The organism is Pseudomonas sp. 22085, from assembly GCF_052045815.1.
In the GTDB taxonomy this organism is placed as follows: Bacteria; Pseudomonadota; Gammaproteobacteria; order Pseudomonadales; family Pseudomonadaceae; genus Aquipseudomonas; species Aquipseudomonas glycinae.
Genome location: NZ_JBQEQA010000011.1, coordinates 128789 through 151897 on the forward strand (window position 1 = coordinate 128789; position 23109 = coordinate 151897).

A 23109-nucleotide genomic window follows, 5' to 3' on the forward strand; every position below is an offset into this window, starting at 1 on the left:
AAAAACCGCAGAATGTATGCCGTCACCGCGGACTTCAAAAACGAAGAGCTGCTGGCCGATGCCTGCGAAACCCTGGCCTCAGCCAGAACCATCGTCAATGACTTCACCCACCTCATGCCCGCCTCGCAGCGCAGGACGCTGGTGGGGATTGCGCAACTGATCATGCTCGGCGAACTGGCGGTGAATCGGGTGCTGGATAATCTGGAAATACCGCCGTCGCAGGTCTCCGTGTAAAGGCTTGATAGATGTGTCGTGGCGACTGACGCCTTCGCGGGCAAGCCCGCTCCCACAGGGATCGGTGGCGCGTGCACAGTCGATGGCATCAACGAAAAACCTGTGGGAGCGGCGGTGCGACGATTCGACTTGCCCGCGAAGGCGGCCTCACAAGCACCACAGATCATCGGGTATGAAAAAACCGCCATCAGGTTCAACCGGATGGCGGTTTTTTTTGTTTGATCACAAATCAGGAATCGCGCCGCAGATCCGGCGGGATCGGCAGGTCGTCCTTGAGCGGTTCCGGGAACTTGCCCTTGCCCGCGCGGTGCTGGCGGATCTGGTAGACGTAAGCCAATACCTGGGCGACCGCCAGGTACAGGCCGCCGGGGATTTCTTCTTCCAGCTCCGTGGAGTAATAGATCGAACGCGCCAGCGCTGGCGATTCCAGGAGCATGACGTTGTTGGCCACGGCGATTTCGCGGATCTTCAGCGCCAGGAAGTCGCTGCCCTTGGCCAGCAGCATCGGCGCCCCGCCCTTCTCGGCGTCGTACTTGAGTGCCACGGCGTAGTGGGTCGGGTTGGTGATGACCACGTCGGCATCCGGGATCGCCGCCATCATCCGCCGCTGCGACATCTCGCGCTGGAGCTGGCGAATGCGCTGTTTGACCTCCGGGCGACCTTCCTGGTCCTTGTGCTCGTCGCGCACTTCCTGCTTGGTCATCTTGAGCTTCTTGATGCTTTCCCAGATCTGCACGGGCACGTCGACAGCCGCGATGATGATCAACCCGCAGGCCAGCCACAGCGAACTCCAGCCCACCAGTTGCAAGCTGTGAATGATCGCCCGGTCCAGCGGCTCATGAGCGATGCGCAGCAGGTCGTCAATGTCCGAATTGAGCACCACCAGCGCCACACCCAAGGTGATAAGGAACTTGGCCAGCGCCTTGAGCAGTTCGACCACGGCCTTCATCGAGAACATCCGCTTGAGGCCCGCCGCCGGGTTCATCCGGCTGAACTTGGGCGCCAGCGAACCAGCGGCAAACAGCCAGCCGCCCAGCGCAATCGGCCCGAGGAATGCCGCCAGCAACAGAGTGATCATGATCGGCTGAATCGCCAGCAATGCCTGCAATCCGGAGTTCATCAGGAACGTCGCCATGGAGCGCTCGTCCATGATCACTTCCCGCGACAGCGTGAAGTTCTGGCGCATCAGATCCATCAATTCCTGCGCCAGCATCCCGCCAAAAATCAGCAGTGCGGCAGAGCCGGCGAGCATGATCGCCAGCGTGTTGAGCTCCTTGGAACGGGCAATCTCACCCTTTTCCCGGGAGTCCTTTTTGCGCTTCTCCGTGGGGTCTTCTGTTTTGTCCTGACCGCTTTCGCTCTCAGCCATGACTCAGCGCGCCTGTGCCAGTTCGCGTAAAAACTGCAGGGCCTCGGTGGCCAGCGGTTGATACTGATTGAGTATGTCCGCCAACCCGACCCAGACAATGAACAGGCCGAGTACGAGGGTCAGCGGAAAGCCGATGGAGAAAATGTTGAGCTGTGGCGCGGCGCGGGTCATCACGCCAAAGGCAATGTTGACCACCAGCAGCGCGGTGACCGCCGGCAGCACCAGCAACAACGCGGCGCCCAGCACCCAGCCGAGCTTGCCGGCCAGTTCCCAGTAATGCGTGGTCATCAACCCGCCGCCGACCGGCAGCGTGGTGAAGCTCTCGGTGAGCACTTCGAAGACCACCAAATGCCCGTTCATCGACAGGAACAGCAAGGTCACCAGCATCGTGAAGAACTGCCCGATCACCGCCACCGACACGCCGTTGGCAGGGTCGATCATCGAAGCGAAGCCCATGCCCATCTGGATCGCGACGATCTGCCCGGCCACCACGAAAGCTTGAAAGAACAATTGCAGCGAGAAACCCAGCACCGCGCCAACGAGAATCTGTTCGGCGATCAGCAGCAGACCGCTGAGATCCAGAGGGCTGACCGCCGGCATCGGCGGCAGGTTGGGCGTGATCACCACGGTGATCGCGAAGGCGAAGTACAGACGGATCCGCCGGGGCACCAGCGTGGTTCCGAAGACCGGCATCACCATCAACATCGAGGCGACGCGAAACAGCGGCAGCATGAACGTCGCCACCCAGGTACTGATCTGGGTATCGGTCAGCTGAAGCAGCGATTGCATGGCTTAGCCGATGACCATCGGAATGTTTTTGTACAACTGGGTGATGTATTCCATGAACGTCTGCACCAGCCACGGGCCGGCGACGATCAGCGTCACCAGCATCACCAGCAGACGCGGCAGGAAGCTCAGGGTCTGTTCGTTGATCTGGGTCGCGGCCTGGAACATCGACACCAGCAGGCCCACCAACAGACTCGGCACCACCAGAATCGCCACCATCATGGTGGTCAGCCACAGGGCTTCGCGAAAGATGTCGACCGCTACTTCTGGCGTCATGGCGATACACCTCCGAAACTGCTGGCCAGGGTGCCGATGATCAGCGCCCAGCCATCCACCAGCACGAACAGCATGATTTTGAACGGCAGCGAAATGATCAGCGGCGAGAGCATCATCATACCCATCGCCATCAGCACGCTCGCGACCACCAGGTCGATGATCAGGAACGGGATGAAGATCATGAAGCCGATCTGGAACGCGGTCTTCAGTTCAGACGTCACGAAGGCCGGCACCAGAATCGTCAGCGGCGCAGCATCCGGCGTCGCGATGTCGGTGCGCTTGGACAGGCGCATGAACAGCTCCAGATCGCTGGAGCGGGTCTGGGCGAGCATGAAGTCCTTGATCGGCACCTGAGCCTTTTCCACTGCCTGCTGGGCCGTCAGCTTTTCCGCGAGGTACGGCTGCAAGGCATCGTTGTTCACGCGATCGAACACCGGCGCCATGATGAACAGCGTCAGGAACAGCGCCATGCCGGTGAGAATCTGGTTCGACGGCGTCTGCTGCAAGCCCAGGGCCTGACGCAGGATCGAGAAGACGATGATGATCCGGGTGAAACTGGTCATCAGGATGACGGCGGCCGGAATGAAGCTCAGCGCCGTCATGATCAGCAGGATCTGCAGGCTGACCGAATATTCCTGCGCGCCCTCGGCGTTGGTGCCCAGGGTGATCGCCGGGATCGACAACGGATCGGCGGCGAATGCCAGCGGCGCGGCCAACATCAACGCCAGGGTCAAGACGATGCGCAACGCACCCATTACTTCTTATCCTTCTGATCCTTGCCGAGGATCTTCAACAGATGCTGGGCAAATTCCGGAGTCGCTTTGTCGGCGGTGCTCGGCACCTCGACCGGCTCTTTGAGCACGTGCAGCGCAGTGATGGTTCCGGGGCTGAGGCCGAGCAGGATCTGCTCGTTGCCGACCTGCACCAGCATCAGACGGTCACGCGGCCCGAGCGCGCGGGAACCGATCAGCTCGATCACCTGGCCCTTGCCGGCGGGACCTGCCTGCTGCACCCGGCGCAACAGCCAGGCGAGGAAGAAGATCAACCCCAGCACCAGTAACAGACCCAGCACCAATTGCGTCAGCTGTCCTGCCACGCCGCTGTTGACGGCCGGTGCAGCCGCCGCTGCCGTGGTCGCCATCGGCTCGGCCGCCAGCACGCTGAACGGCAACGCCAGCGCCAGGCCGAACAAAGCTCCCAGAACCTTTTTCACTCAGCGCAGCTTCTTGATGCGTTCGCTCGGGCTGATCACGTCGGTCAGACGGATGCCGAACTTTTCGTTGACCACCACCACTTCACCGTGAGCGATCAGGGTGCCGTTGACCAGCACGTCCAGCGGCTCGCCGGCCAGACGATCAAGCTCGATCACCGAACCCTGGTTGAGTTGCAGCAGGTTGCGGATGTTGATGTCGGTGCTGCCCACTTCCATCGAGATCGACACCGGAATGTCGAGAATCACGTCCAGGTTCGGGCCGTCGAGGGTCACCGGGTCGTTGTTCTTCGGCACGCTGCCGAACTCTTCCATCGGCAGACGGTTGGAGCTCGAAGCACCTGCATCGGCGGCCAGCAGCGCGTCGATGTCGGCCTGCCCGGCTTCACCGGTTTCTTCCAGGGCGGCAGCCCATTCATCGGCCAGTGCCTGATCGTCCTGGGTGTTCATATCGTCGTTCATCATTTGTCCTCGGCGGGCAAAAAACCGGTAAAAAAATCAGGGAGTGAAAGCGCCGCTTCAGCGGCGCTCGATCGGCTCGATCACCTGCAACGCGAGGTTGCCTTTGTGCGAGCCCATCTTGACCTTGAAGGCCGGCACGCCGTTGGCGCGCATGATCATGTCTTCCGGCATCTCGACCGGAATCACATCACCCGGCTGCATGTGCAGGATGTCGCGCAACTTCAACTGGCGGCGAGCCACGGTGGCACCGATCGGCACGTCGACATCCAGCACGTCCTGGCGCAGAGCGTTGACCCAGCGTTCGTCCTGGTCGTCGAGGTCCGACTGGAAACCGGCGTCGAGCATTTCGCGCACCGGCTCGATCATCGAGTACGGCATGGTCACGTGCAGGTCGCCGCCACCGCCGTCGAGTTCGATGTGGAACGTGGAGACCACGATCGCTTCGCTCGGGCCGACGATGTTGGCCATGGCCGGGTTCACTTCCGAGTTGATGTACTCGAAGTTGACTTCCATGATCGCCTGCCAGGCTTCCTTCAAATCGACGAACGCCTGCTCCAGCACCATGCGCACCACGCGCAGTTCGGTCGGGGTGAATTCACGCCCTTCGATCTTGGCGTGACGGCCGTCGCCGCCGAAGAAGTTGTCCACCAGCTTGAACACCAGTTTGGCGTCGAGGATGAACAGCGCGGTGCCGCGCAGGGGTTTGATCTTGACCAGGTTGAGGCTGGTCGGCACGTACAGCGAGTGCACGTATTCGCCGAACTTCATCACCTGTACGCCACCGACGGCAACGTCCGCCGAGCGGCGCAGCATGTTGAACATGCTGATGCGGGTGTAGCGGGCAAAACGCTCGTTGATCATTTCCAGAGTCGGCATGCGTCCACGGACGATGCGATCCTGACTGGTCAGGTCGTAGCTTTTGACACTGCCGGGTTCGGCAGCGTTATCGGTCTGTACCAGACCATCGTCGACGCCATGCAACAGCGCGTCGATTTCATCCTGGGACAGCAGATCCTGCACGGCCATGTCGTGTTCCTACTGCAGTACGAAATTAGTGAAAAGCAACTGTTCGATCACCACTTTGCCCAGCTCTTTCTGCGCCACTTCCTGGACGCTGGCTGTAGCCTTCTGGCGCAACATCTCTTGACCGACCGGGGTCGCCAGCGTGGCGAAATCCTGACCGGAGAAGAGCATCACCAGGTTGTTGCGGATCACCGGCATGTGCACTTTGAGCGCTTCCAGATCAGCCTGGTTGCGCGCCAGCATGGTGATGCTCACCTGCATGTAGCGCTGACGGCCGTTCTGGTTGTAGTTGGCAACGAAGGCTGGCGCCATTGGCTCGAAAATCGCCGGTTGCTTGCCGACCGGGGCCGCTTCGGCGGTCGCCGCTGGCTTGCTCTGGGCACTGTGCATGAAGAACCAGGTCGCCCCCACGGACGTGCCGATCGCCAGCAACAGACCCAGCACGATCACGATGATCAGTTTGAGTTTGCCTTTGGTTGCGGGGTCTTTTACTGCTGCAGCTTCGCTCTTCGCCATGCCAATAATCCGTCACTAATCGGGTTTTCACAGTCGCACGGCAAGGCAAGAGCAAGTGTTATGCCAGAAGTGTCGGAGGGGAGAACGAGAGGGAACCGCGAGTCGATGCAAGTCCTTGTGGGAGCTGGCTTGTCGGCACGCCGCATCGCAGCGATAGCGATTTATCTGACACATTGGTTTTGAATGTGCCGCCGCTATCGCTGGCAAGCCAGCTCCCACAGGTCTCAGGGTGTTGCGTCAGGCGTAGTAGTCAACGGCGCTGGAGCCGATCACGTGAGTGGCGGTGGCCGCGGCTTCAGCGACAGCCGTCGGGGTCAACTCTTCTTCAGCCGAATCCAGGCGACCGCCGGCAGCGCTGGTGCGACCGCTCTGCCCCTGCTGCGCCTGTTCCTGGCCCTGGCCCTGCCAGCCACGGTTCTGGTCGGAAACGTTGACGTCGACCTGCCCCATGCCTTGCTGGTTGAACATGTCGCGCAGGCGGTGCATCTGACCGTCGAGGGCTTCACGCACGCTCGGATGCGCGCTCATGAAGGTCACCTGGGTCTGCTGGTCCGGGACCATGTTCACCCGGATATCCAGACGCCCAAGCTCCGCTGGCTGCAACTGGATGTCAGCCGCCTTCAGGTTGTTGCTCGACAGGTACATGACCCGGTTGACCACTTCTTCGGTCCAGCCGTTCTGGTGCATGGCAATCGGTTGGTTCACCGGCACCGCGTTGGCGGTTTTCGGCGTAGCAGCCTGGGTCAGCGCCGCCAGACGGTTGGCGAAATCATCCACGCGGGTGTCGCTGGTGGCGGTCTTCAGGTCCTTCAGGCCGTCATCGATCAAACCGCTGAACGCCTTTTCACCGCCCTGGCTGGTGCTGTCCTTGTCAGCCTGCACATCGAGCATGCTGGCCATGCCGGCAGCGAAGTTCTGCGCCGAGGTCAATTCGCCGTCAGCCTGAGCCTGGGCCGGGGTGGCCTTGGGCTGGGACTGGCTGGAAGCAGAAATGTGACCACTCTGCTCCATGGCCATGCGCACGGCGGGCAGTGAATCGAGCGGATCCGCCTCGGGGTCGAAAGCCGGGTCAGTGGCCGGCGCCGGATCCTTGACCATACCCGGCAATGCCGCCACCGCGGGTTTGTCGGTTTCAGGCTTCGCGGCAGTATCGACGACTGGAGTGGCGACTACGGGCGCCGTGACGACCGGCTCTACCGCCGCCACTAACGCCGGGGCCACCGGCGCCGTATCGACAACGGGAGCCGGCGCGGTGTCGGCCGAGTCATCATCAGTAGCGGTCTTGTCGTCCGTTGCCGCCGTCGCCGGTTTGTCGGCGGGCAAGGCTTTGCCGCTATCGGCAACCGCCGGCTCCGGGGCGGCAGACTGATCCTTGCCCACGTCTTTCTTGCCGCTGTTGTCGGCCACCTTGTCACGGGCAGGTTTTGCCGAATTGTCGACGGTCACCGAGGGCTTGTTCGGGCCTTGATCGGCGAACACCTGAGCGAAGCTGGAGGCCTTGTCCCCGGGCTCTGCGGCCACTGCCGATGATTTGGTCGAGGCAGCTTGCGCCTTGGCCTGGGCGGCGGTCTGAAGAAGAATGTTGGGGCTTGCAGGCATGGCACGGTCTCCGCTGCACTGGGATCGTAGGTACAGTTGGGATAGATGACTGCAAGTGCCGGGCCAGTTTCGTCAGAAATCCGACAAAACCGCCCGACGGCAGGATCAGTGCGTCAGCGAGCGCTGCCGCTCGGCGACATAAACGGGCCGCACATCGGCGAATTCGCTATGAATATCGGCGACCAGTTTGATGATCTCGGAAGGGCTTTTGTCTTTGGCATGCTGTTCCAGCTCCTGGCACAGCACGGCAAGACGGGTCGCGCCCATGTTGCTGCTGCTGCCCTTGAAGCTGTGCGCAACGGAAGACAATGCGTCGGCATCGGCAGTCTGCTGCAACTCCCGCAGGCGGTTTTCGGAATCGGCGAGGAAGGTATCCAGCAGTTCCGGATAGCTGTCTTCCATCACTTCCCGCAGCGCGCTCAGCGCCTCGTGGTCCACATGTGTATCAGCCACTTGTTCACTCCCTGATCAAGAATGCGCGGATTATGCCAGAGCCTCCCAGAAAAACTCCACGCGAGCACTGCGACCATCGTCTGACCAGCTGGCATTTCGGGCCAATTGCCGGATCAGGCTGACTCCGCGTCCCGACAGACGGACACCGTCCAGCGGCCGCTCCATCACGCGCGAGACATCGAATCCCTGGCCGCTGTCTTCGACCCGCACCACCAGACAACCGCCCTCGCCTTCCGGCCGCACCTGCAAATGCACGCGCACATAACCGTCCTGCAAGGCTTCGAGACGGGCATTGCGCTGCTCGTAATATCGGGCGAAACCCGACGCATCGCGCTTGAGGCTCGAATCCAGGCCCAGCACGCCATGCTCCAGCGCGTTGGAATAAAGCTCGGCCAGCACGCTGTACAGTGCGCCACTCTGCGCCCGCAATCCATGCACCTCAAGCAGTAACTGCAACAGGTAAGGCAGCGGATTGAAGCGCTTGAGCGTGGCACCGCGAAATTCGAAGCTCACCGACCAGTCCAGCGGACAGGACTGACCACTGTCCGAATACACCGGCGCCGGCGGGTTGACCTGCTCGGCTTCCAGCAGGCTGACCTCGACCATGCTCACATCGTCCCGGGCCTCTCCGCGAAAGTCCTGCAGCGCCTGCTCGATGTCCTCGAACAGCCGATCCGGCTGGCGATTGGCGGCGAACACCTTGTGCAAGCGCTCGACACCGAACAGCTGGTCGTTGGCATCACAGGTATCGATGACCCCGTCGGAGAGCAGAAACACCCGATCGCCCACCGCCATCGAGTGAACCTCGGTGCGGTCATCGAAGGTCTGCGGGCTGAGCACACCCAGCGGCAAGTGGCGCGCCGCCAGTGGCTTGCGCTCCCCGGTGGCGAGGCAATGCAGGTAACCGTCGGGCATGCCGCCGTTCCAGACTTCCACCGAGCGCCGCTGAAAACTCAGGCACAACAGCGTCGCGCAGCAGAACATGTCCACCGGCAGGATGCGCTTGAGCTTGGCGTTCATTTCCCGCAGGGTTTCGGCCAGGCCGTAACCCTTGGCAGTCATGCCGTAGAACACCTCGGCCAACGGCATCGCGCCGACCGCCGCCGGCAAGCCGTGACCGGTGAAGTCACCGAGCAACACATGCATGTCGCCGGCCGGAGTGTATGCAGCCAACAACAGATCGCCATTGAACAGCGCATAGGGCGATTGCAGGTAACGGATATTCGGCGCGCTCAGGCAGCCGGAATGGGCCACCTTGTCGAATACGGCCTTGGCGACCCGCTGTTCGTTGAGCAGATAGTCGTGGTGTTTGGCGATCAGGTCGCGCTGCTGAAGAACCGTGGCCTGCAAGCGCCGCAAGCGATCCATCGCCTTGATTTTGGCGGCGAGGATCACCTGGTTGTAGGGCTTCGCCAGAAAGTCGTCACCGCCGGCCTCAAGACAACGAGCCAGGGCTTCGCTTTCCGTCAACGACGTGAGAAAGATGATCGGCACCAGGTTCTCACCCGCCAGCTTCTTGATCTGCCGTGCAGCTTCGAACCCGTCCATCACCGGCATCATGGCGTCCATCAACACCAGATGCGGCTTTTGTCGGATAAATGCCTCGACCGCCTCCGCACCGTGGGTGGCCGTCAGCACTTCATGCCCCTGACGACGGACGATGGTCGACAACAGCAACCGGTCAGCGGCGCTGTCTTCGGCAATCAGGATCGTCAGCGGCTCTTGCGGCTGCATGGCCGTCAACTGATGTCGAACAGTTTGTCGAAGTTGGAGATGGCGAGGATCTTGCGCACATCCGAATTGCTGTTGACCACCCGCACATCCGAGTCGTCACCGCCGGCGTGATCACGCAACAGAAGCAACATGCCCAGGGCCGAACTGTCGAGATAGGTGGCATCCTTGAGATCCACCACAATGGAGTCAGGCTTTTTAGTGAGCCGCTCGTAGGACTCGCGAAATTCCTGATGGCGACCGAAGTCGAATCGGCCCTTGACGGAAATCGTCAACTTTTGCCCATCCGCAGACACTTCTGTAACGACTGACATGTACTGGCTTCCTTGTCATTGACGAACCTGTACAAGGTTTAGCACTTGGAGGGGCCATGGGCAAGGAGCGATGGCGTCGGGATTTGTGCGAGATCTGCCCGTCAAAACGCCTCGTGGCGCGGCAAACGCTGGGACAACTCGTCGAGCAGCTTCTGCTCACGCTTGTCTTCGGCACGCTGGGCTTCGTCGCGGTAGCGTTGTACAAGTTTGCGCAGACCTTCGACCCGGGCGAATGCCTGTTGCCAGGCATCACGGGCCTTGTCCAGATTGTTCTGGTGCCACTGCAGGCTCTGGCGCTGCTGATCGACGGCGGTGTCGAGTTGCGCCAGAAAGCCCTGAAAACCCAGCAGCCATTGGCCGGTCACGCCGGTGCTGCCGCGCACGATCCACTGCTGCGAGTAATCCAGACGAAAGGCGTTGAGGTCGGCGAGTTTGCTCTCGGCGACTTTAACCTGCCCCTGAAAATAACCCAGGCGCTGCACGGCGGTTTTTTCGGCCTTCTCGGCCATGTCCACCACCGGCGCCAGACGCGCGGCGCGACTCAGGGCCATGACCGGTTACCCGCCGGCCGCCGGGGCGAAAATCGTTTCGAGGTACGCCTCGCTTTCACCCAGGCTGATTTTGTCGTTGAGACCCTGACGCAGGTATCTGACCAGTTGTGGTTGCAGATTGATTGCAAGGTCAGTCTCGCGGTCACCGCCAGCGACATAGGCGCCGACGCTGATCAGGTCGCGGCTCTGCTGATAGCGCGACCACAGCTGCTTGAAGTATTGCGCGCGCTGCATGTGTTCCGGCGCCACGACTGCCGGCATCACCCGGCTGATCGAGGCTTCGATGTCGATGGCCGGGTAATGACCTTCCTCGGCCAGCCGCCGCGACAGCACGATGTGCCCGTCGAGCACGCCCCGTGCGGAGTCGGCGATCGGATCCTGCTGGTCATCGCCTTCGGACAATACGGTGTAGAACGCGGTGATCGAACCACCGCCCTTCTCCGCGTTACCGGCACGCTCCACCAGTTTCGGCAGTTTGGCGAATACCGACGGCGGATAGCCCTTGGTCGCCGGCGGCTCACCGATGGCCAGGGCGATTTCCCGCTGGGCCTGGGCGAAACGGGTCAGGGAATCCATCAGCAACAGGACGTTCTTGCCCTTGTCGCGGAAATATTCGGCGATCCGCGTGCAGTACATCGCCGCACGCAGACGCATCAGCGGCGCATCGTCCGCCGGCGACGCGACCACCACGGAGCGCTTGAGGCCTTCTTCACCGAGGATGTGCTCGATGAATTCCTTAACCTCACGACCCCGCTCACCGATCAGGCCGACGACGATGATGTCAGCCTCGGTGAAGCGGGTCATCATGCCCAGCAACACCGACTTACCGACACCGGTACCGGCGAACAGACCCAGACGCTGACCACGACCGACCGTCAACAAACCGTTGATACTACGAATGCCGACATCCAGCGGCACGCTGATCGGGTCACGGTTGAGCGGGTTGATGGTCGGGCCGTCCATCGGCACCCAGTCTTCGGCCTTCATGCCGCCCTTGCCGTCCAGCGCACGTCCGGCGCCGTCCAGCACACGACCGAGCATGCTCATGCCCATCGGCAGGCGGCCGGTATCGGCCAGCGGCACGACACGGGCGCCCGGAGCAATGCCCGCCACGCTGCCGACCGGCATCAGAAATACCTTGCTGCCGGAGAAGCCCATGACTTCGGCTTCAACCTGGGACGGGTGATAGGTGTCGTCGTTGATCACCATGCAGCGGGTGCCCATGGCGGCGCGCAGGCCTTCGGCTTCCAGCGTCAGGCCGACCATGCGCAAAAGGCGCCCTTCGAGAATCGGCGCACCGGCGATTTCGGTGGCCTCGGCGTAGGTGCTCAGGCGCTTGGCGAAGCTGGTGCGTTCAAGGCGCATCGGGGGCGTCCGCGAGCGGCTCTTCTGTAATCGGTGCCGGTTTGGGTGTTTCCGGCAGGTCCAGGCTCAGGTCCGGCTCGGCCGGGTGCAGGGCCTGTTCGTGCAACTGGTCGAACAGCTTGGCCATGACCTGGCTGACGCGGGTTTCGATGCTGGCATCGATCCGGCTGTGGTCGGTCTCGACCCGGCAACCGCCCGGCAGCAGGGATTCGTCTTCGACGATGCGCCAGGTTTCCTCATGACGTTCGCGCAGGGCTTTGACCTGCTCGAAATCCTGCGGATTGACGTACAGCCGCACATTGCCCACGCCCAGCGGCAACAGCTTGAGCGCGTCGCGCATGACGTGTTCGATCTGCGTCGAGTCGATGGCCAGTTCGCGCTGGATCACCTGTTTGGCGATGTGCTGCACGAGGTCGACCAGCGACTTTTCGATCTGGGTGTCTTGCTCGGCGATGGGCTCGAACAGGTGGCCCATCAATTGCTCAAGGCTGTTGACCTTGGCCGTCAGGACCACTTCGGCTTCCTGGCGCACCTTGAGGGTGGTGCTGTGAAAGCCTTCCTTTTCGCCGATGGCGAAGCCCTCGTTGTAGGCCTCCTGACGGATGCTTTCGAGTTCTTCCAGGGTCAGTGGCTGGACTTCCTCCAGCGGCACCTCTTCCATTTCCGGCGGTTCAGGCTCCGGTTCCGGCTCGGGCTCAGGTTTCGGCGGGTCGAAGCTGGGCAACGCCCAAGATTCGAAACCGCGGACGTCCCGGGCACGGATCAGGTCCGTCACATCGTCGTCATGCTTGTCCATGGGCTTAGATCATTTCCTCGCCGCCCTTGCCACCGAGCACGATTTCTCCGGCTTCGGCCATACGGCGGGCGATGGTGAGGATTTCCTTCTGTGCGGTCTCCACGTCGCTGACGCGCACCGGGCCCTTGGCCTCGAGGTCGTCGCGCAGCAGTTCGGCGGCACGCTTGGACATGTTCTTGAAGATCTTCTCCTTGACGCCTTCGTCCGAACCCTTGAGGGCCAGCACCAGCACATCGGAAGACACTTCGCGCAACAGCGCCTGGATCCCGCGGTCGTCGACATCGGCCAGGTTGTTGAACACGAACATGAGGTCTTCGATCTGACCGGACAGGTCTTCGTCGACTTCGCGGATCGAGTCCATGAGCTGGCCTTCGATCGAGCTGTCGAGGAAGTTCATGATGTCCGCCGCGCGCTTGATGCCACCCAGGGTGGTGCGCGAGGCGTTCGAGTTGCCGGAGAACTGCTTCTCGAGGATCTGGTTCAATTCTTTCAGCGCGGCCGGCTGCACGGTGTTCAACGACGAGACGCGCAGGATGATGTCCAGACGTACCTTGTGGTCGAAGTTGCCCAGCACTTCACCAGCCTGATCCGGATCGAGGTACGCGACCACGATCGCCTGGATCTGCGGGTGTTCGTAACGGATCACGTCGGCAACGGCGCGCGGCTCCATCCATTTCAGGCTGTCGAGGCCACTGGTGTTGCCGCCCAGCAGAATGCGGTCGATCAGGCCGTTGGCCTTGTCTTCACCCAGGGCCTGGGTGAGCATTTTGCGCACGTAGTCGTCGGAGCCGACGCCCAGGCTGGTCTGATCGCCGACGATGTCGACGAACTCGCTCATGACCTGCTCGACCTGCTCACGGTGGACGTTGCCCATCTGGGCCATGGCCACGCCGACTCGCTGGACCTCTTTGGGGCCCATGTGGCGCAGCACTTGTGCGGCATCGGTCGAACCCAGGGACAGCAGCAGAATCGCGGCTTTATCGACCCGGGACAGTTTGGCGACGGCGGCTCGGTTATCACTCATCTGCGTTAATCCACTCTTTCACGACCTGGGCCACACGACCCGGGTCTTCTGCCACCAGACTCTTGATTGCGTTCAACTGAGCGTCATAACCCTCGCTCGGGCTCGGAAGCAGAATGCTGGTCGGGCCGCCGAGGCTGACGCGATCGTTGGATAGTTCACCATCCAGACCGCCCATGCCACCGAGTTCCATGTCACCGCCCAGACCGGCCAGCTCCTTGCTTTTGCCGCCACCGGTGATGTTGTTGAGCACCGGACGCAGCACGCCGAACACCAGCACCAGGATGAACAGCACACCCAGCACTTGTTTGACGATGTCCCAGAACCATGGCTGGGAGTAGAACGGAATGTCGGCGATCACTTCGCCGCGCTCGGCGGAGAACGGCATGTTGATCACGCTGACGCTGTCGCCACGGCTGGCGTCGAAGCCGACGGCGTCCTGTACCAGACGGGTGAAGCGCGCCAATTCGTCGGCGCTCCACGGCGCACGGGTGGTTTCACCGTTGGCCGGGTTGATTTTGACCTGATCGTCCACCACCACCGACACCGACAGGCGATTCAGGCGCCCCTGCTGCTGTTTGGTGTGGCTGATGGAACGGTCGAGCTCGAAGTTCTTGGTGGATTGTTGACGCTTGTCCGCCGGGTACGGCGCGAGCATCGGCTGGCCGGTGGCCGGGTCCATGATCTGCTGACCGTTGGCATCAACCAGTGGCTGGCCTGGTTGCACCATGCTCGCCGGGGCGGCCGCGCCACCGGTGGTTTGCGGTGCCGAGGCCGGTGACGGCGGCTGGTTGCTCAGGGCACCCGGCACACCTTGCGGGCCATTGCTGGCAGTGCGTTGTTCGTTGACCGACTGTTCGCTGCGCAGCGCCGGTTGATCCGGGTTGAACTGCTCGGCAGTCGATTCGACGGCACTGAAATCAACGTCGGCCGAGACTTCAGCCTTGTAGCGATCGTTGCCCAGTACCGGTTGCAGAATGTTGTGCACGCGCTGGGTGAGCATGCTTTCCATGCGGCGGCTGTAGTCGAACTGCTTGCCGGCCATGGTCATTTCGGCGTTTTCCGCCTGATCCGACAGCAGGTTGCCCTTCTGGTCGACGACGGTGATCTGCGATTTGCTCAACTCGGGAACGGAAGTCGCCACCAGGTTGATGATGGCAACGACCTGGCCCGGCTCCAGCGAACGACCGGAGTACAGCTCGACCAGTACCGAAGCGCTTGGCTTGCGTTCGTCACGCACGAATACCGAACTTTTCGGAATCGCCAGGTGAACGCGCGCGCCCTTGACGTTGTTCAGGCTGGAAATGGTGCGGGCCAGCTCGCCTTCGAGGCCGCGACGATAACGGGTCGCTTCCATGAACTGGCTGGTGCCCAGACCCTGTTCCTTGTCGAGGATTTCAAAACCGATGTTGCCGTCGCTGGGAGTGACACCAGCGGCCGCGAGCTTGAGCCGCGCACGGGACAGGTCATCGGCCTTGACCAGCAAGGCGCCGGAATTCGGTTCGACGGTGTAGGGAATGTCGGCGGAGGCCAGGGTGTCCATGACCTGCTTGGCGTCCATGCCGGCAAGGCTGCCGTACAGAGGCCGGTAGTCCGGTTGCTGCGACCACAGCACCACGGCAAAGCCAATCGCCACGCTCGCGGCCAGGCCGACCAACAGGCCCACCTGACGCAGCATGGTCATCTCGGAGAGGTTTTCCAGGAAGGACAGGCCGAACAGCGGCGGTTTGCCGTCTATCGGGGTGGCCTTGGCCGGAACGTTATCGGCGACTGCTTCTGCCATGACTCAATCTCGTCCTTAAACCGGCATCTGCATGATGTCTTGATAAGCCTGAACCAGCTTGTTGCGCACCTGGGTCAGGGCCTGGAACGACACGCTGGCCTTTTGCGAGGCAATCATCACGTCCGTCAGATCGACGCCGCTCTTGCCGATTTCGAACGCGTTGGCCAATTGGCTCGACGCCTGTTGGGTATCGTTCACTTTGTTGATGGCCTGACCGAGCATGTCGGAAAAGTTGCTGCCTGCCACTTCCGGGACAGCGGAAGTCGATTTCGGCTTCGACATGGCGTCCATTTGCATGGCCTTCATGTCCATCATCAACCGATTAAATTCAATACCTTGGCTCATGGTCTACTCTCTTGGGCGGCCCGCAATTTTTTGACACTCACTCGGCGGGTACTCAGGTGTTAGCAACAACGGTGCCAGCTCATGGGCACCGCTTGGAGAAAAGCCGTTTCAAACGTTTGCGCCACCCGTCAGGTTGCGAACAGGTAGCCTTCGACATCCATGCCCGCATCGCGCATTTGCGCCAGTTTGTACCGCAGGGTGCGCGGGCTGATGCCGAGTTTTTCCGCTGCTTCCTTGCGTCGACCGCGCTCGGTACGCAGGGTGTCGATGATCATCTGGAACTCGCGACGACGCAGGTCATCGCCCAGCGCACCGGCCGAATCCGCGTCGATTTCGACCTCTCGAATGATCGACGCGGCGGGCACCACCGCCGGCAATGGCGCAAACAGCGCAGGCCCGGAGAGACAGAAATCCTGCGGCTGGATCAACCCGCCCTGCTGCAGAATCAAGGCGCGCTGAACCGCGTTATCCAGCTCGCGCACGTTGCCCGGCCACGGATAACCGATCAGGCACGCTTGCGCCTCGGGCGAGAATTTCGCCGTCGCATGCTTCATTTTATTGACGTGTTTGGCCAACAGACGCTCGGCCAGTGGCAGGATATCGGCGGTGCGCTCGCGCAACGGACGCCAGGCCAGGGGAAAAACCGATAGACGATAATAGAGGTCTTCACGGAATCGCCCCGCTGCCACTTCACCGGCCAGATCACGGTTAGTGGTGGCCACCACGCGAATATCGAGGGTGATCGGCTTGCGTGCGCCGACCCGCTCGACTTCCCGCTCCTGCAACACCCGCAGCAGCTTGGCTTGCAGGCCGAGGGGCATTTCGGAAATCTCATCGAGCAGAATGGTGCCGCCGTTCGCCTGTTCGAACTTGCCGGCCTGGGCCGCGATGGCGCCGGTGAACGAGCCCTTTTCGTGACCGAACAGGGTGGCTTCGAGCATGTTGTCGGGGATCGCCGCACAGTTGATCGCAATGAACGGCTGACTGGCGCGATGGGATTGCTGGTGGATGTAGCGCGCCAGCACTTCCTTGCCGGTGCCGGACTCGCCGGAAATCAGCACGGTGGAATCACTGCGTGCAACCCGCGCCGCCAGATCCAGCAATTGAGCACTGGCCGGCTCGACCGCGACCGGGCCTTCGGCGTCGCTGGCGCCAAGGCTGCCCAAGGCGTGACGCGCTACCAGATCCAGCAGAGCCTTGGGCTCGAACGGCTTGACCAGATAATCCGCCGCGCCCTGGCGCATGGCATCGACCGCGCGCTCGACCGCGCCATGGGCGGTCATCAGCAGCACCGGCAATTGCGGTTGCCGTGCGCGCAGCAGGCCGAGCAATTGATGGCCGTCCATGCCCGGCATGTTGACGTCACTGACCACCAGACTGAACGCTTCGCGCTCGACGGCGTTCAGCGCCTCTTCGGCCGAACCCACCGCGTGATAGTCGTGACCGGCCAGCAACAGCGTATCGGCCAGCGCTTCGCGCAACGAGCGGTCATCCTCGACCAGCAGAACCTTGATGCCCATGACCTTCACTCAGCTCCCTGTACAGCAGAAAACAACGGCAGGATGACCTGCGCGCACGTACCGCGCCCGACCCGCGAACGCAGCTGCAATTCTCCCTGATGCGCACGCGCCACGGCCTTGACCACGGTCAGGCCCAGGCCGGTGCCGGTGACTTTGGTGGTGAAAAACGGCTCGCCCAGCCGCGCCAGCACCGCCGCATCAATACCGCTGCCACTGTCACTGACACACAAACGCAGGGTGTTATCGCGGGTATAGCAATGCACTTTCAGACGCACCTCACCGGCACTCGCCTGAATCGCGTTTTCAATCAGATTGAGCAGCGCGCCGACCAGCGTGTCGCGATTGCACAGCAACTCGCCGGCATGGCTGTCGCACTGCCAGCGGATCGGCAGGTCCTGCACGTGGGTCAGCGCCGCGGCCTGCAGCGACTGCATCAAGGCATTCGGCGTGACACGGTCGGTCAGCGGCAGCTCGCCACGGGCGAACACCAGCATGTCGCGCACCTGATGCTCCAGCTCGTGCAGACGCTCCTTGAGGCGACCGGCAAAACGCTGCTGGGTCGCGACCGGCAGCTCCTGCTCGGTCAAATGACTGGCGTACAGCAACGCGGCGGACAACGGTGTGCGGATCTGATGCGCCAGCGACGCGACCATCCGCCCCAGGGACGACAGGCGCTCGTGGCGCGCCAGCTGATCCTGCAAGTGACGGGTTTCAGTCAGGTCGTTGAGCAGCACCAGCTGCCCCGGCTCGGCATCCAGCGAGCGGGTGGCAATCGACAGGCGTCGACCGTTCTTCAAGGAAATTTCGTGACCGTCATCTTCACGGGGCGCGAAGCAACGGGCGATGACATGTCGCCACAGTTCGCCTTCCAACGGCAGGCCGAGCAATTCGATGGCGGCAGGATTGGCCTCGCACACAATGCCGTGACCGTCGATGACGATGACGCCACCGGGCAACAGATCGAGGAGGTTTTGCAGACGGTTGGCCAGGCGTTCTTTTTCCGCCAGTTCCTGCATGCGCTGGGCGCTGACCACGGCCAGCTCGCCCTTGAGCTCGGTGACCCGGGCTTCGAGCATGCTGTAGGAGTCGGTCAACTGGCTGGACATCTGATTGAACAGGGCGAATGCCTGCTCAAGCCCCTGGCGGCTCGCCTGCTCTACGGACGGCAGTTGCCCCGAGGACTCGGGAACAGAAGACATCTGGGAGGCTTGGGGCATTGTGCTCTCTCGCTTGGCTGACCGTCAGTTAAACGGAACGTTGCGAGGGATGTAGCAATACCCGTGCCTAAAAAAAACCGCTTATAAATGAAGCATTTGAAAAACAGGCGTCAATCATCCGCCTGTTCATCACCTTCACGACGGCTCATGCCGTACTTGCGCATCTTCTCTACCAGCGTAGTGCGGCGGATCCGCAGGCGTTCGGCGGCGCGGGCCACGATGCCGTTGGCATCGTCCAGCGCCTGCTGGATCAGGCCCTGCTCCAGACCACCGAGGTAATCCTTCAGATCCAGACCTTCCGGCGGCAACAGGGCGTTGGCGCTGAAGTCCGGCGTATGGCCGTTGATCGCCACGCGCTCCTCCAGGTCGCTGCGCAGGCTGTCGACCATTTGCTCGTCTTCGTCGTCGACGTAGCGGAATTTCTTCGGCAGCTCGACCACGCCGATCACCCCGTACGGATGCATGATCGCCATGCGCTCCACCAGGTTGGCCAGCTCGCGAACGTTGCCCGGCCAGCCGTGGCGGCACAGCGACATGATCGCGGCGGAGTTGAAGCGGATCGAACCGCGCTTCTCGTGCTCCATGCGCGAGATCAGTTCGTTCATCAGCAGCGGAATGTCTTCGACGCGCTCACGCAGCGGCGCCATCTCGATCGGGAACACGTTCAGGCGATAGTAGAGGTCTTCGCGGAAGGTGCCGATCTCGATCATGCTTTCGAGATTCTTGTGGGTCGCGGCAATGATCCGCACGTCGACGCTCTGGGTCTTGTTGCTGCCCACGCGCTCGAAGGTGCGCTCCTGCAGTACGCGCAGCAGCTTTACCTGCATCGGCAGCGGCATGTCGCCGATTTCGTCGAGGAACAGCGTACCGCCGTTGGCCAGCTCGAAGCGGCCGGCACGGCTGGTGATCGCGCCGGTGAAGGCGCCCTTCTCGTGACCGAACAGTTCGCTTTCCAGCAACTCGGCCGGGATCGCCCCGCAGTTGACCGGTACGAATGGCGCGTCACGACGCTTGGAATGGTAATGCAGGTTGCGCGCAACCACTTCCTTGCCGGTCCCGGACTCGCCGAGGATCAGCACGCTGGCATCGGTGTCGGCCACTTGCTGCATCATCTGACGCACGTGCTGGATCGCGCGACTGGTGCCGACGAGACTGCGGAAAAGGTTGGGTTCGCGATGACGGCCGCGCTCGCGGGCCTGGTCGTACATCTCGCGATAGACCTGGGCACGGTGCAGGGAGTCGAGCAGCTTGCTGTAGCTCGGCGGCATTTCGAGGGTCGAAAGCACCCGGCGGCGCTGGTCTTCGGGCAGGTCCACCGAAGAATTATCGCCCATCAGCAAAACCGGAAGGAACTCATCCCAGGTTGAGAGTGTCTTTAGCAAGCCCAAAAGCGCACCAGGAGCATTGACCGTCCCGATCAGTACGCAAATGACCTCACGACTAGACGACAAAGAGCCGACTGCCTGCTGCCAGTCATGGCTTCCGCAGGGTAAATTTTCTTCGCCAAGAAAATTTAAGATCACCGCCAGGTCGCGGCGGCGGACGCTATCGTCATCGATCAGCAGAATTTTGGTTTCACGCCACATGCAATAGCAACTTCCCTAGTCAACTCAATGCCCAAAATGAGGGGCAAGCGAGACGCTTGCAGGACACCTTGTGCCTGTAGACGCCTGAAATCTGAAAACAGCCACTAGTTAAGTCAAAAAACCGTGCACAGTCAAATTTATGGCGCACATGTCTGGATTAACTGAGGGTTAATTAACCAAACAGATGGTAAACCTTTGCCGCGTTCTGCGCTTGGGTGATCTGCGACATCTCGTCGACTATCGCCTGACGCTCACCCATCGCCACTTCAAGCAGCTGCTTGTAGACATGCAGCAACTCTTCGAGATTATCGCGCAACGCAACCTCGTCCACCGAAGCTTCACTCAAGACATCTTCCATGCAGGAACGGCAATCCAGATCCAGTTGACCGATCGCCTCCCAATTGCGCTCGGCCAGGGCTCCGACCAAGGCTGCTCGGGTTTCTTCGATTCGCTGCAATACAAGATTCATGGTGATCTCCTCAGAACTGCGGAGCAGGCGCAGGTGCGATCGCGTCCCAGCCTTCCTTGACGGTGCTCAGCAAGCCGGCTACCTCATCAAGAATGCGCGGATCGCTGCTGATGTTCGCCTCGGCGAGACGCTTCATCATGTAGATGTAAAGACCGTCCAGATCAGCCAGCGTGTCCGCGGAATTTTCCAGATCCAGACCTTCACGCAGTCCGCTGACGATGCCGATGGCCTTGCTGATCGACGTGCACTTGGCTGGAATATCCTTGCGCTCGATCGCACCTTTGGCCTGAGCGATACGGTCCAGGCCGCCTTCCATCAGCATTTGCACCAGGCGATGAGGGCTCGCTTCAGATGTCTGAGCGTGCGCACCTACTTTCTGGTATTGCCGAAGGGCTAACATCGGATTCATGTTCTACCTCATTTGCCACAATGACTCGTATGAACAGTGTATCGCCAGCGAGTCGAAAAACTTTAGACCACAAGACAAAAACCCGGCACACGCTCGAAAGCGTAGCCGGGTTTTTGTCGCTCTTGCATGTTACTTCGCGGATTGCTGTGCGTTGAGCGAGGCGAAGAACGACGTAATACTGCTTGCCGTAGACTTCATCTGACCTACCAGCAAGTCCATGGCGTTGTATTTTGCAGTCAACGTCTTGGTCAGGTTGGCAACACGCAGATCGAGCGCCAGTTGCTGACTGGTCAGGCTCTTGGTGTTGTTGTTCAGGATACCCATGCGCTGATCAAGCAGGCCCTTGGCGGTAGGGAGACTACCGGCAGGAGGCTTCAGATACGGATCCACAGCCTTGCTCATGCGTGCCAACAGACCGTTGGTGTCATTGGTACCAGTAAACATCTGCTGGACCTGACCGGTCATGCCCGGCGTGGACATGGCCTTGTTGAAAGCAGTCGTATCGAGCGACAGGTTGCCGGTGAGTTTGTCGGTCATCACACCCAGCTGCGACAGATAGGCCATCGGGCTCCCCGCAGCAGCGGCACCCGGAGCTGTCAGCTGCCCACGAATATCGGCAATCAACGAACGTGGCAGAGAGTCACCGGTGAAGGCCGCCTGAACGGTCAGTTTGCCATCCTCATCCGGTGTTGCCTTGGACAAAGTGTCAATGGTGCTCTTCAAGGTATTGTAGGCATCAACGAATGCCTGAACAGACGTCTGCAAGCCCTTGGTGTTGGTATCGACAGTCACCGTGACCGGCGTCCCGGGCGTCGCCGGAACAGTCAGCAGGTTCAATGTCAGACCGCTGATTGCACCGGTCACCGTGTTGCTCTTGCTGGTTACCGCCAGACCGTCAATGGTCAACGAGGCATCCTGAGCGAGGCCGCCGACCGATCCGGACGCGCCCGCCGCCGGAGCAGCGCCCATCACCTGGGTGCCATCGATTTCCAGACCGGCAATACCGCTGACCGAGAGGTCGGAACCTGCACCCGTCTTGCTCGAACTGATCACCAACCGGGAAGCACCGCTGCTGTCGGTGACGATGTTGGCGGAAATACCGTTGGAGCCCTGAGCCGTGTTAATGGCGTCACGAGTGCTCTGCAAGGTCGCGTTGGCCGGAATCGTGACATTGTAATCAGTGCCATTCTGACTGATTTTCAGGGTACCACTCGGAATGGCACTGGCCGCACCGCCGGCAAAGGATGCACTGGCTACTTTCGAACCGGTGGCCAGTTTACTCACGACAACACTGTAAGTACCGGAAACTGCGGTGTTATCCGAAGTCACACCCAAAACCGCAGGCGTACTCGACGTGGCGGTGTAGCCGGCAAATGCAGGATTGGTCTTGCTGCCAAGGTTCGTCATCGCCGTCTGGAAGGCGGTCAGCGCACTCTTCAGCGTACCTACACCGGAAATCTTCAGCGTGTTGGTTTTCGTCGCATTGTCGATCTGCGTCTGCTTCGGCGACTTGTCGGCGTTGACCAGCGCAGTAACGATTGCACCGATGTCCAGGCCGGAACCCAGGCCCGAACCCGGTAAAATTGGACTTGCCATGTGCATCTCCCTTGGGTTGTTGCCAGTCTTTTGACCACTACCTGCGTCTAAAGAACTTCAAACACTATTCATGCCAGCTATCAGACTTTGGCGTCGAACAACACGTGACTTGCGTTGGCGAGGCTGTCTGCCAGCTTGAGGGCTTCTGCGGAAGGGATCTGTCGTACGACCTCGCCCGTCTCGCTTGCGATCACCTTGACGATGACCTTGCCGGAATGCTCGTCGATCGAGAATTCCAGATTGCGCTTGATCGACTGAACGAACTTCTCGATCTCCTGCACCGCCAGCTTCAGCTTGGTTTCATCTGCTTCCTGGCTCTTTTTCGAGACAGGAACCGCTTCAACGGCCTGAGGCTTGGTCTCCGACGGCTTGTCGGTGACGGTATTGGCTGGCTTGGGAGCCGGATAAGACACGTTAAGCTTGACGCTCATGTCCATGCTCATCACCTCATAACGTAAAAAGCGAGAGAGCACGCAAG

Annotated in this window: 27 protein-coding genes; 2 read left to right on the forward strand and 25 right to left on the reverse strand. The window is 61.1% G+C overall.

The features are described from left to right. Both ACTJK7_RS15575 and ACTJK7_RS15580 read left to right on the forward strand, forming a co-directional pair. Nucleotides 1-234 (forward strand): DUF6124 family protein (locus tag ACTJK7_RS15575; protein WP_440780653.1); only part of this gene is annotated, 234 nt, incomplete at its 5' end. Nucleotides 235-252: 18 nt separating this feature from the next. Beyond that, nucleotides 253-456 carry a hypothetical protein gene (locus ACTJK7_RS15580; protein ID WP_108560270.1) on the forward strand — a complete coding sequence of 68 codons (204 nt, stop codon included), beginning with the start codon at nucleotides 253-255 and terminating at the stop codon, nucleotides 454-456. 7 nt (nucleotides 457-463) lie between these two features. Here the strand turns inward: ACTJK7_RS15580 and flhB are convergent, their stop codons facing one another. From flhB to ACTJK7_RS15705, 25 genes are all read right to left on the reverse strand, one after another. After that, nucleotides 464-1603, reverse strand: a complete 1140-nt coding sequence (gene flhB / locus ACTJK7_RS15585) for a flagellar biosynthesis protein FlhB (protein WP_064378621.1) — start codon at nucleotides 1601-1603, stop codon at nucleotides 464-466. Nucleotides 1604-1606: 3 nt separating this feature from the next. Then, nucleotides 1607-2392, reverse strand: a complete 786-nt coding sequence (gene fliR / locus ACTJK7_RS15590) for a flagellar biosynthetic protein FliR (protein ID WP_440780652.1) — start codon at nucleotides 2390-2392, stop codon at nucleotides 1607-1609. Nucleotides 2393-2395: 3 nt separating this feature from the next. Next, nucleotides 2396-2665, reverse strand: a complete 270-nt coding sequence (fliQ, locus tag ACTJK7_RS15595; protein WP_007951951.1) for a flagellar biosynthesis protein FliQ — start codon at nucleotides 2663-2665, stop codon at nucleotides 2396-2398. Continuing rightward, nucleotides 2662-3420 (reverse strand): flagellar type III secretion system pore protein FliP, encoded by a 759-nt coding sequence (fliP, locus tag ACTJK7_RS15600; protein WP_039765605.1) that lies wholly within the window; start codon nucleotides 3418-3420, stop codon nucleotides 2662-2664. The genes fliQ and fliP overlap by 4 nt, the downstream gene beginning before the upstream one ends. Continuing rightward, entirely contained in the window at nucleotides 3420-3878 is a 459-nt protein-coding gene (gene fliO, locus ACTJK7_RS15605) for a flagellar biosynthetic protein FliO (protein ID WP_108560268.1), read from the reverse strand. The genes fliP and fliO overlap by 1 nt, the downstream gene beginning before the upstream one ends. Further along, nucleotides 3879-4337: a flagellar motor switch protein FliN gene (fliN, locus tag ACTJK7_RS15610; protein ID WP_007951948.1), complete on the reverse strand. Its 459-nt coding sequence runs from the start codon at nucleotides 4335-4337 to the stop codon at nucleotides 3879-3881. A 57-nt stretch (nucleotides 4338-4394) separates the two neighbouring features. Then, a complete protein-coding gene (fliM, locus tag ACTJK7_RS15615) occupies nucleotides 4395-5363 on the reverse strand; it encodes a flagellar motor switch protein FliM (RefSeq protein ID WP_003222890.1) in 969 nt (322 codons plus the stop codon). A 9-nt stretch (nucleotides 5364-5372) separates the two neighbouring features. Next, on the reverse strand, nucleotides 5373-5876 hold the full coding sequence (fliL, locus tag ACTJK7_RS15620; RefSeq protein WP_011333056.1) for a flagellar basal body-associated protein FliL: 504 nt from the start codon (nucleotides 5874-5876) through the stop codon (nucleotides 5373-5375). Between the two features lie 237 nt (nucleotides 5877-6113). Then, nucleotides 6114-7475, reverse strand: coding sequence for a flagellar hook-length control protein FliK (locus ACTJK7_RS15625; RefSeq protein WP_440780651.1), 1362 nt, complete (start codon nucleotides 7473-7475; stop codon nucleotides 6114-6116). 105 nt (nucleotides 7476-7580) lie between these two features. Beyond that, on the reverse strand, nucleotides 7581-7928 hold the full coding sequence (locus ACTJK7_RS15630; RefSeq protein ID WP_007951942.1) for an Hpt domain-containing protein: 348 nt from the start codon (nucleotides 7926-7928) through the stop codon (nucleotides 7581-7583). Nucleotides 7929-7958: 30 nt separating this feature from the next. Further along, complete coding sequence (locus tag ACTJK7_RS15635) at nucleotides 7959-9662, reverse strand: ATP-binding SpoIIE family protein phosphatase (protein WP_011333054.1); 1704 nt, start codon at nucleotides 9660-9662, stop codon at nucleotides 7959-7961. Nucleotides 9663-9667: 5 nt separating this feature from the next. Continuing rightward, the gene (locus ACTJK7_RS15640) at nucleotides 9668-9973 is read right to left on the reverse strand and encodes an STAS domain-containing protein (RefSeq protein WP_039765597.1); all 306 of its coding nucleotides are present in this window, start codon (nucleotides 9971-9973) and stop codon (nucleotides 9668-9670) included. A gap of 101 nt (nucleotides 9974-10074) precedes the next feature. Continuing rightward, on the reverse strand, nucleotides 10075-10524 hold the full coding sequence (gene fliJ / locus ACTJK7_RS15645; RefSeq protein WP_011333052.1) for a flagellar export protein FliJ: 450 nt from the start codon (nucleotides 10522-10524) through the stop codon (nucleotides 10075-10077). A 6-nt stretch (nucleotides 10525-10530) separates the two neighbouring features. Then, nucleotides 10531-11889: a flagellar protein export ATPase FliI gene (gene fliI, locus ACTJK7_RS15650; protein WP_011333051.1), complete on the reverse strand. Its 1359-nt coding sequence runs from the start codon at nucleotides 11887-11889 to the stop codon at nucleotides 10531-10533. Next, nucleotides 11879-12685: a flagellar assembly protein FliH gene (fliH, locus tag ACTJK7_RS15655; RefSeq protein ID WP_440780650.1), complete on the reverse strand. Its 807-nt coding sequence runs from the start codon at nucleotides 12683-12685 to the stop codon at nucleotides 11879-11881. The genes fliI and fliH overlap by 11 nt, the downstream gene beginning before the upstream one ends. 4 nt (nucleotides 12686-12689) lie before the next feature. Further along, entirely contained in the window at nucleotides 12690-13709 is a 1020-nt protein-coding gene (fliG, locus tag ACTJK7_RS15660) for a flagellar motor switch protein FliG (RefSeq protein ID WP_007958288.1), read from the reverse strand. Further along, the gene (gene fliF / locus ACTJK7_RS15665) at nucleotides 13702-15489 is read right to left on the reverse strand and encodes a flagellar basal-body MS-ring/collar protein FliF (protein ID WP_064378617.1); all 1788 of its coding nucleotides are present in this window, start codon (nucleotides 15487-15489) and stop codon (nucleotides 13702-13704) included. The genes fliG and fliF overlap by 8 nt, the downstream gene beginning before the upstream one ends. A 15-nt stretch (nucleotides 15490-15504) precedes the next feature. After that, the gene (gene fliE / locus ACTJK7_RS15670; RefSeq protein ID WP_011333048.1) at nucleotides 15505-15834 is read right to left on the reverse strand and encodes a flagellar hook-basal body complex protein FliE; all 330 of its coding nucleotides are present in this window, start codon (nucleotides 15832-15834) and stop codon (nucleotides 15505-15507) included. Between the two features lie 128 nt (nucleotides 15835-15962). Beyond that, complete coding sequence (locus ACTJK7_RS15675; protein WP_440780649.1) at nucleotides 15963-17354, reverse strand: sigma-54-dependent transcriptional regulator; 1392 nt, start codon at nucleotides 17352-17354, stop codon at nucleotides 15963-15965. 5 nt (nucleotides 17355-17359) lie between these two features. Next, the gene (locus tag ACTJK7_RS15680) at nucleotides 17360-18571 is read right to left on the reverse strand and encodes a sensor histidine kinase (RefSeq protein ID WP_011333046.1); all 1212 of its coding nucleotides are present in this window, start codon (nucleotides 18569-18571) and stop codon (nucleotides 17360-17362) included. Nucleotides 18572-18681: 110 nt separating this feature from the next. Beyond that, nucleotides 18682-20157 (reverse strand): sigma-54 dependent transcriptional regulator, encoded by a 1476-nt coding sequence (locus ACTJK7_RS15685; protein WP_039765583.1) that lies wholly within the window; start codon nucleotides 20155-20157, stop codon nucleotides 18682-18684. Nucleotides 20158-20329: 172 nt separating this feature from the next. After that, nucleotides 20330-20626: a flagellar protein FliT gene (locus ACTJK7_RS15690; protein ID WP_108560262.1), complete on the reverse strand. Its 297-nt coding sequence runs from the start codon at nucleotides 20624-20626 to the stop codon at nucleotides 20330-20332. A gap of 10 nt (nucleotides 20627-20636) precedes the next feature. Further along, a complete protein-coding gene (gene fliS, locus ACTJK7_RS15695; protein WP_007958302.1) occupies nucleotides 20637-21035 on the reverse strand; it encodes a flagellar export chaperone FliS in 399 nt (132 codons plus the stop codon). Between the two features lie 129 nt (nucleotides 21036-21164). After that, nucleotides 21165-22631 (reverse strand): flagellar filament capping protein FliD, encoded by a 1467-nt coding sequence (fliD, locus tag ACTJK7_RS15700; RefSeq protein ID WP_108560260.1) that lies wholly within the window; start codon nucleotides 22629-22631, stop codon nucleotides 21165-21167. An 80-nt stretch (nucleotides 22632-22711) separates the two neighbouring features. Beyond that, nucleotides 22712-23068, reverse strand: a complete 357-nt coding sequence (locus tag ACTJK7_RS15705; protein ID WP_108560258.1) for a flagellar protein FlaG — start codon at nucleotides 23066-23068, stop codon at nucleotides 22712-22714. Nucleotides 23069-23109: the final 41 nt, after the last annotated feature.

What these genes read in the sequence shown, in the direction of transcription:
- flhB (WP_064378621.1), bottom strand. Translation starts at nt 1,603, where the DNA reads ATGGCTGAGAGCGAAAGCGGTCAGGACAAAACAGAAGACCCCACGGAG.
- fliR (WP_440780652.1), bottom strand. Translation starts at nt 2,392, where the DNA reads ATGCAATCGCTGCTTCAGCTGACCGATACCCAGATCAGTACCTGGGTG.
- fliQ (WP_007951951.1), bottom strand. Translation starts at nt 2,665, where the DNA reads ATGACGCCAGAAGTAGCGGTCGACATCTTTCGCGAAGCCCTGTGGCTG.
- fliP (WP_039765605.1), bottom strand. Translation starts at nt 3,420, where the DNA reads ATGGGTGCGTTGCGCATCGTCTTGACCCTGGCGTTGATGTTGGCCGCG.
- fliN (WP_007951948.1), bottom strand. Translation starts at nt 4,337, where the DNA reads ATGAACGACGATATGAACACCCAGGACGATCAGGCACTGGCCGATGAA.
- fliM (WP_003222890.1), bottom strand. Translation starts at nt 5,363, where the DNA reads ATGGCCGTGCAGGATCTGCTGTCCCAGGATGAAATCGACGCGCTGTTG.
- fliL (WP_011333056.1), bottom strand. Translation starts at nt 5,876, where the DNA reads ATGGCGAAGAGCGAAGCTGCAGCAGTAAAAGACCCCGCAACCAAAGGC.
- ACTJK7_RS15625 (WP_440780651.1), bottom strand. Translation starts at nt 7,475, where the DNA reads ATGCCTGCAAGCCCCAACATTCTTCTTCAGACCGCCGCCCAGGCCAAG.
- ACTJK7_RS15635 (WP_011333054.1), bottom strand. Translation starts at nt 9,662, where the DNA reads ATGCAGCCGCAAGAGCCGCTGACGATCCTGATTGCCGAAGACAGCGCC.
- ACTJK7_RS15640 (WP_039765597.1), bottom strand. Translation starts at nt 9,973, where the DNA reads ATGTCAGTCGTTACAGAAGTGTCTGCGGATGGGCAAAAGTTGACGATT.
- fliJ (WP_011333052.1), bottom strand. Translation starts at nt 10,524, where the DNA reads ATGGCCCTGAGTCGCGCCGCGCGTCTGGCGCCGGTGGTGGACATGGCC.
- fliI (WP_011333051.1), bottom strand. Translation starts at nt 11,889, where the DNA reads ATGCGCCTTGAACGCACCAGCTTCGCCAAGCGCCTGAGCACCTACGCC.
- fliH (WP_440780650.1), bottom strand. Translation starts at nt 12,685, where the DNA reads ATGGACAAGCATGACGACGATGTGACGGACCTGATCCGTGCCCGGGAC.
- fliG (WP_007958288.1), bottom strand. Translation starts at nt 13,709, where the DNA reads ATGAGTGATAACCGAGCCGCCGTCGCCAAACTGTCCCGGGTCGATAAA.
- fliF (WP_064378617.1), bottom strand. Translation starts at nt 15,489, where the DNA reads ATGGCAGAAGCAGTCGCCGATAACGTTCCGGCCAAGGCCACCCCGATA.
- fliE (WP_011333048.1), bottom strand. Translation starts at nt 15,834, where the DNA reads ATGAGCCAAGGTATTGAATTTAATCGGTTGATGATGGACATGAAGGCC.
- ACTJK7_RS15675 (WP_440780649.1), bottom strand. Translation starts at nt 17,354, where the DNA reads ATGGGCATCAAGGTTCTGCTGGTCGAGGATGACCGCTCGTTGCGCGAA.
- ACTJK7_RS15680 (WP_011333046.1), bottom strand. Translation starts at nt 18,571, where the DNA reads ATGCCCCAAGCCTCCCAGATGTCTTCTGTTCCCGAGTCCTCGGGGCAA.
- ACTJK7_RS15685 (WP_039765583.1), bottom strand. Translation starts at nt 20,157, where the DNA reads ATGTGGCGTGAAACCAAAATTCTGCTGATCGATGACGATAGCGTCCGC.
- ACTJK7_RS15690 (WP_108560262.1), bottom strand. Translation starts at nt 20,626, where the DNA reads ATGAATCTTGTATTGCAGCGAATCGAAGAAACCCGAGCAGCCTTGGTC.
- fliS (WP_007958302.1), bottom strand. Translation starts at nt 21,035, where the DNA reads ATGAATCCGATGTTAGCCCTTCGGCAATACCAGAAAGTAGGTGCGCAC.
- fliD (WP_108560260.1), bottom strand. Translation starts at nt 22,631, where the DNA reads ATGGCAAGTCCAATTTTACCGGGTTCGGGCCTGGGTTCCGGCCTGGAC.
- ACTJK7_RS15705 (WP_108560258.1), bottom strand. Translation starts at nt 23,068, where the DNA reads ATGGACATGAGCGTCAAGCTTAACGTGTCTTATCCGGCTCCCAAGCCA.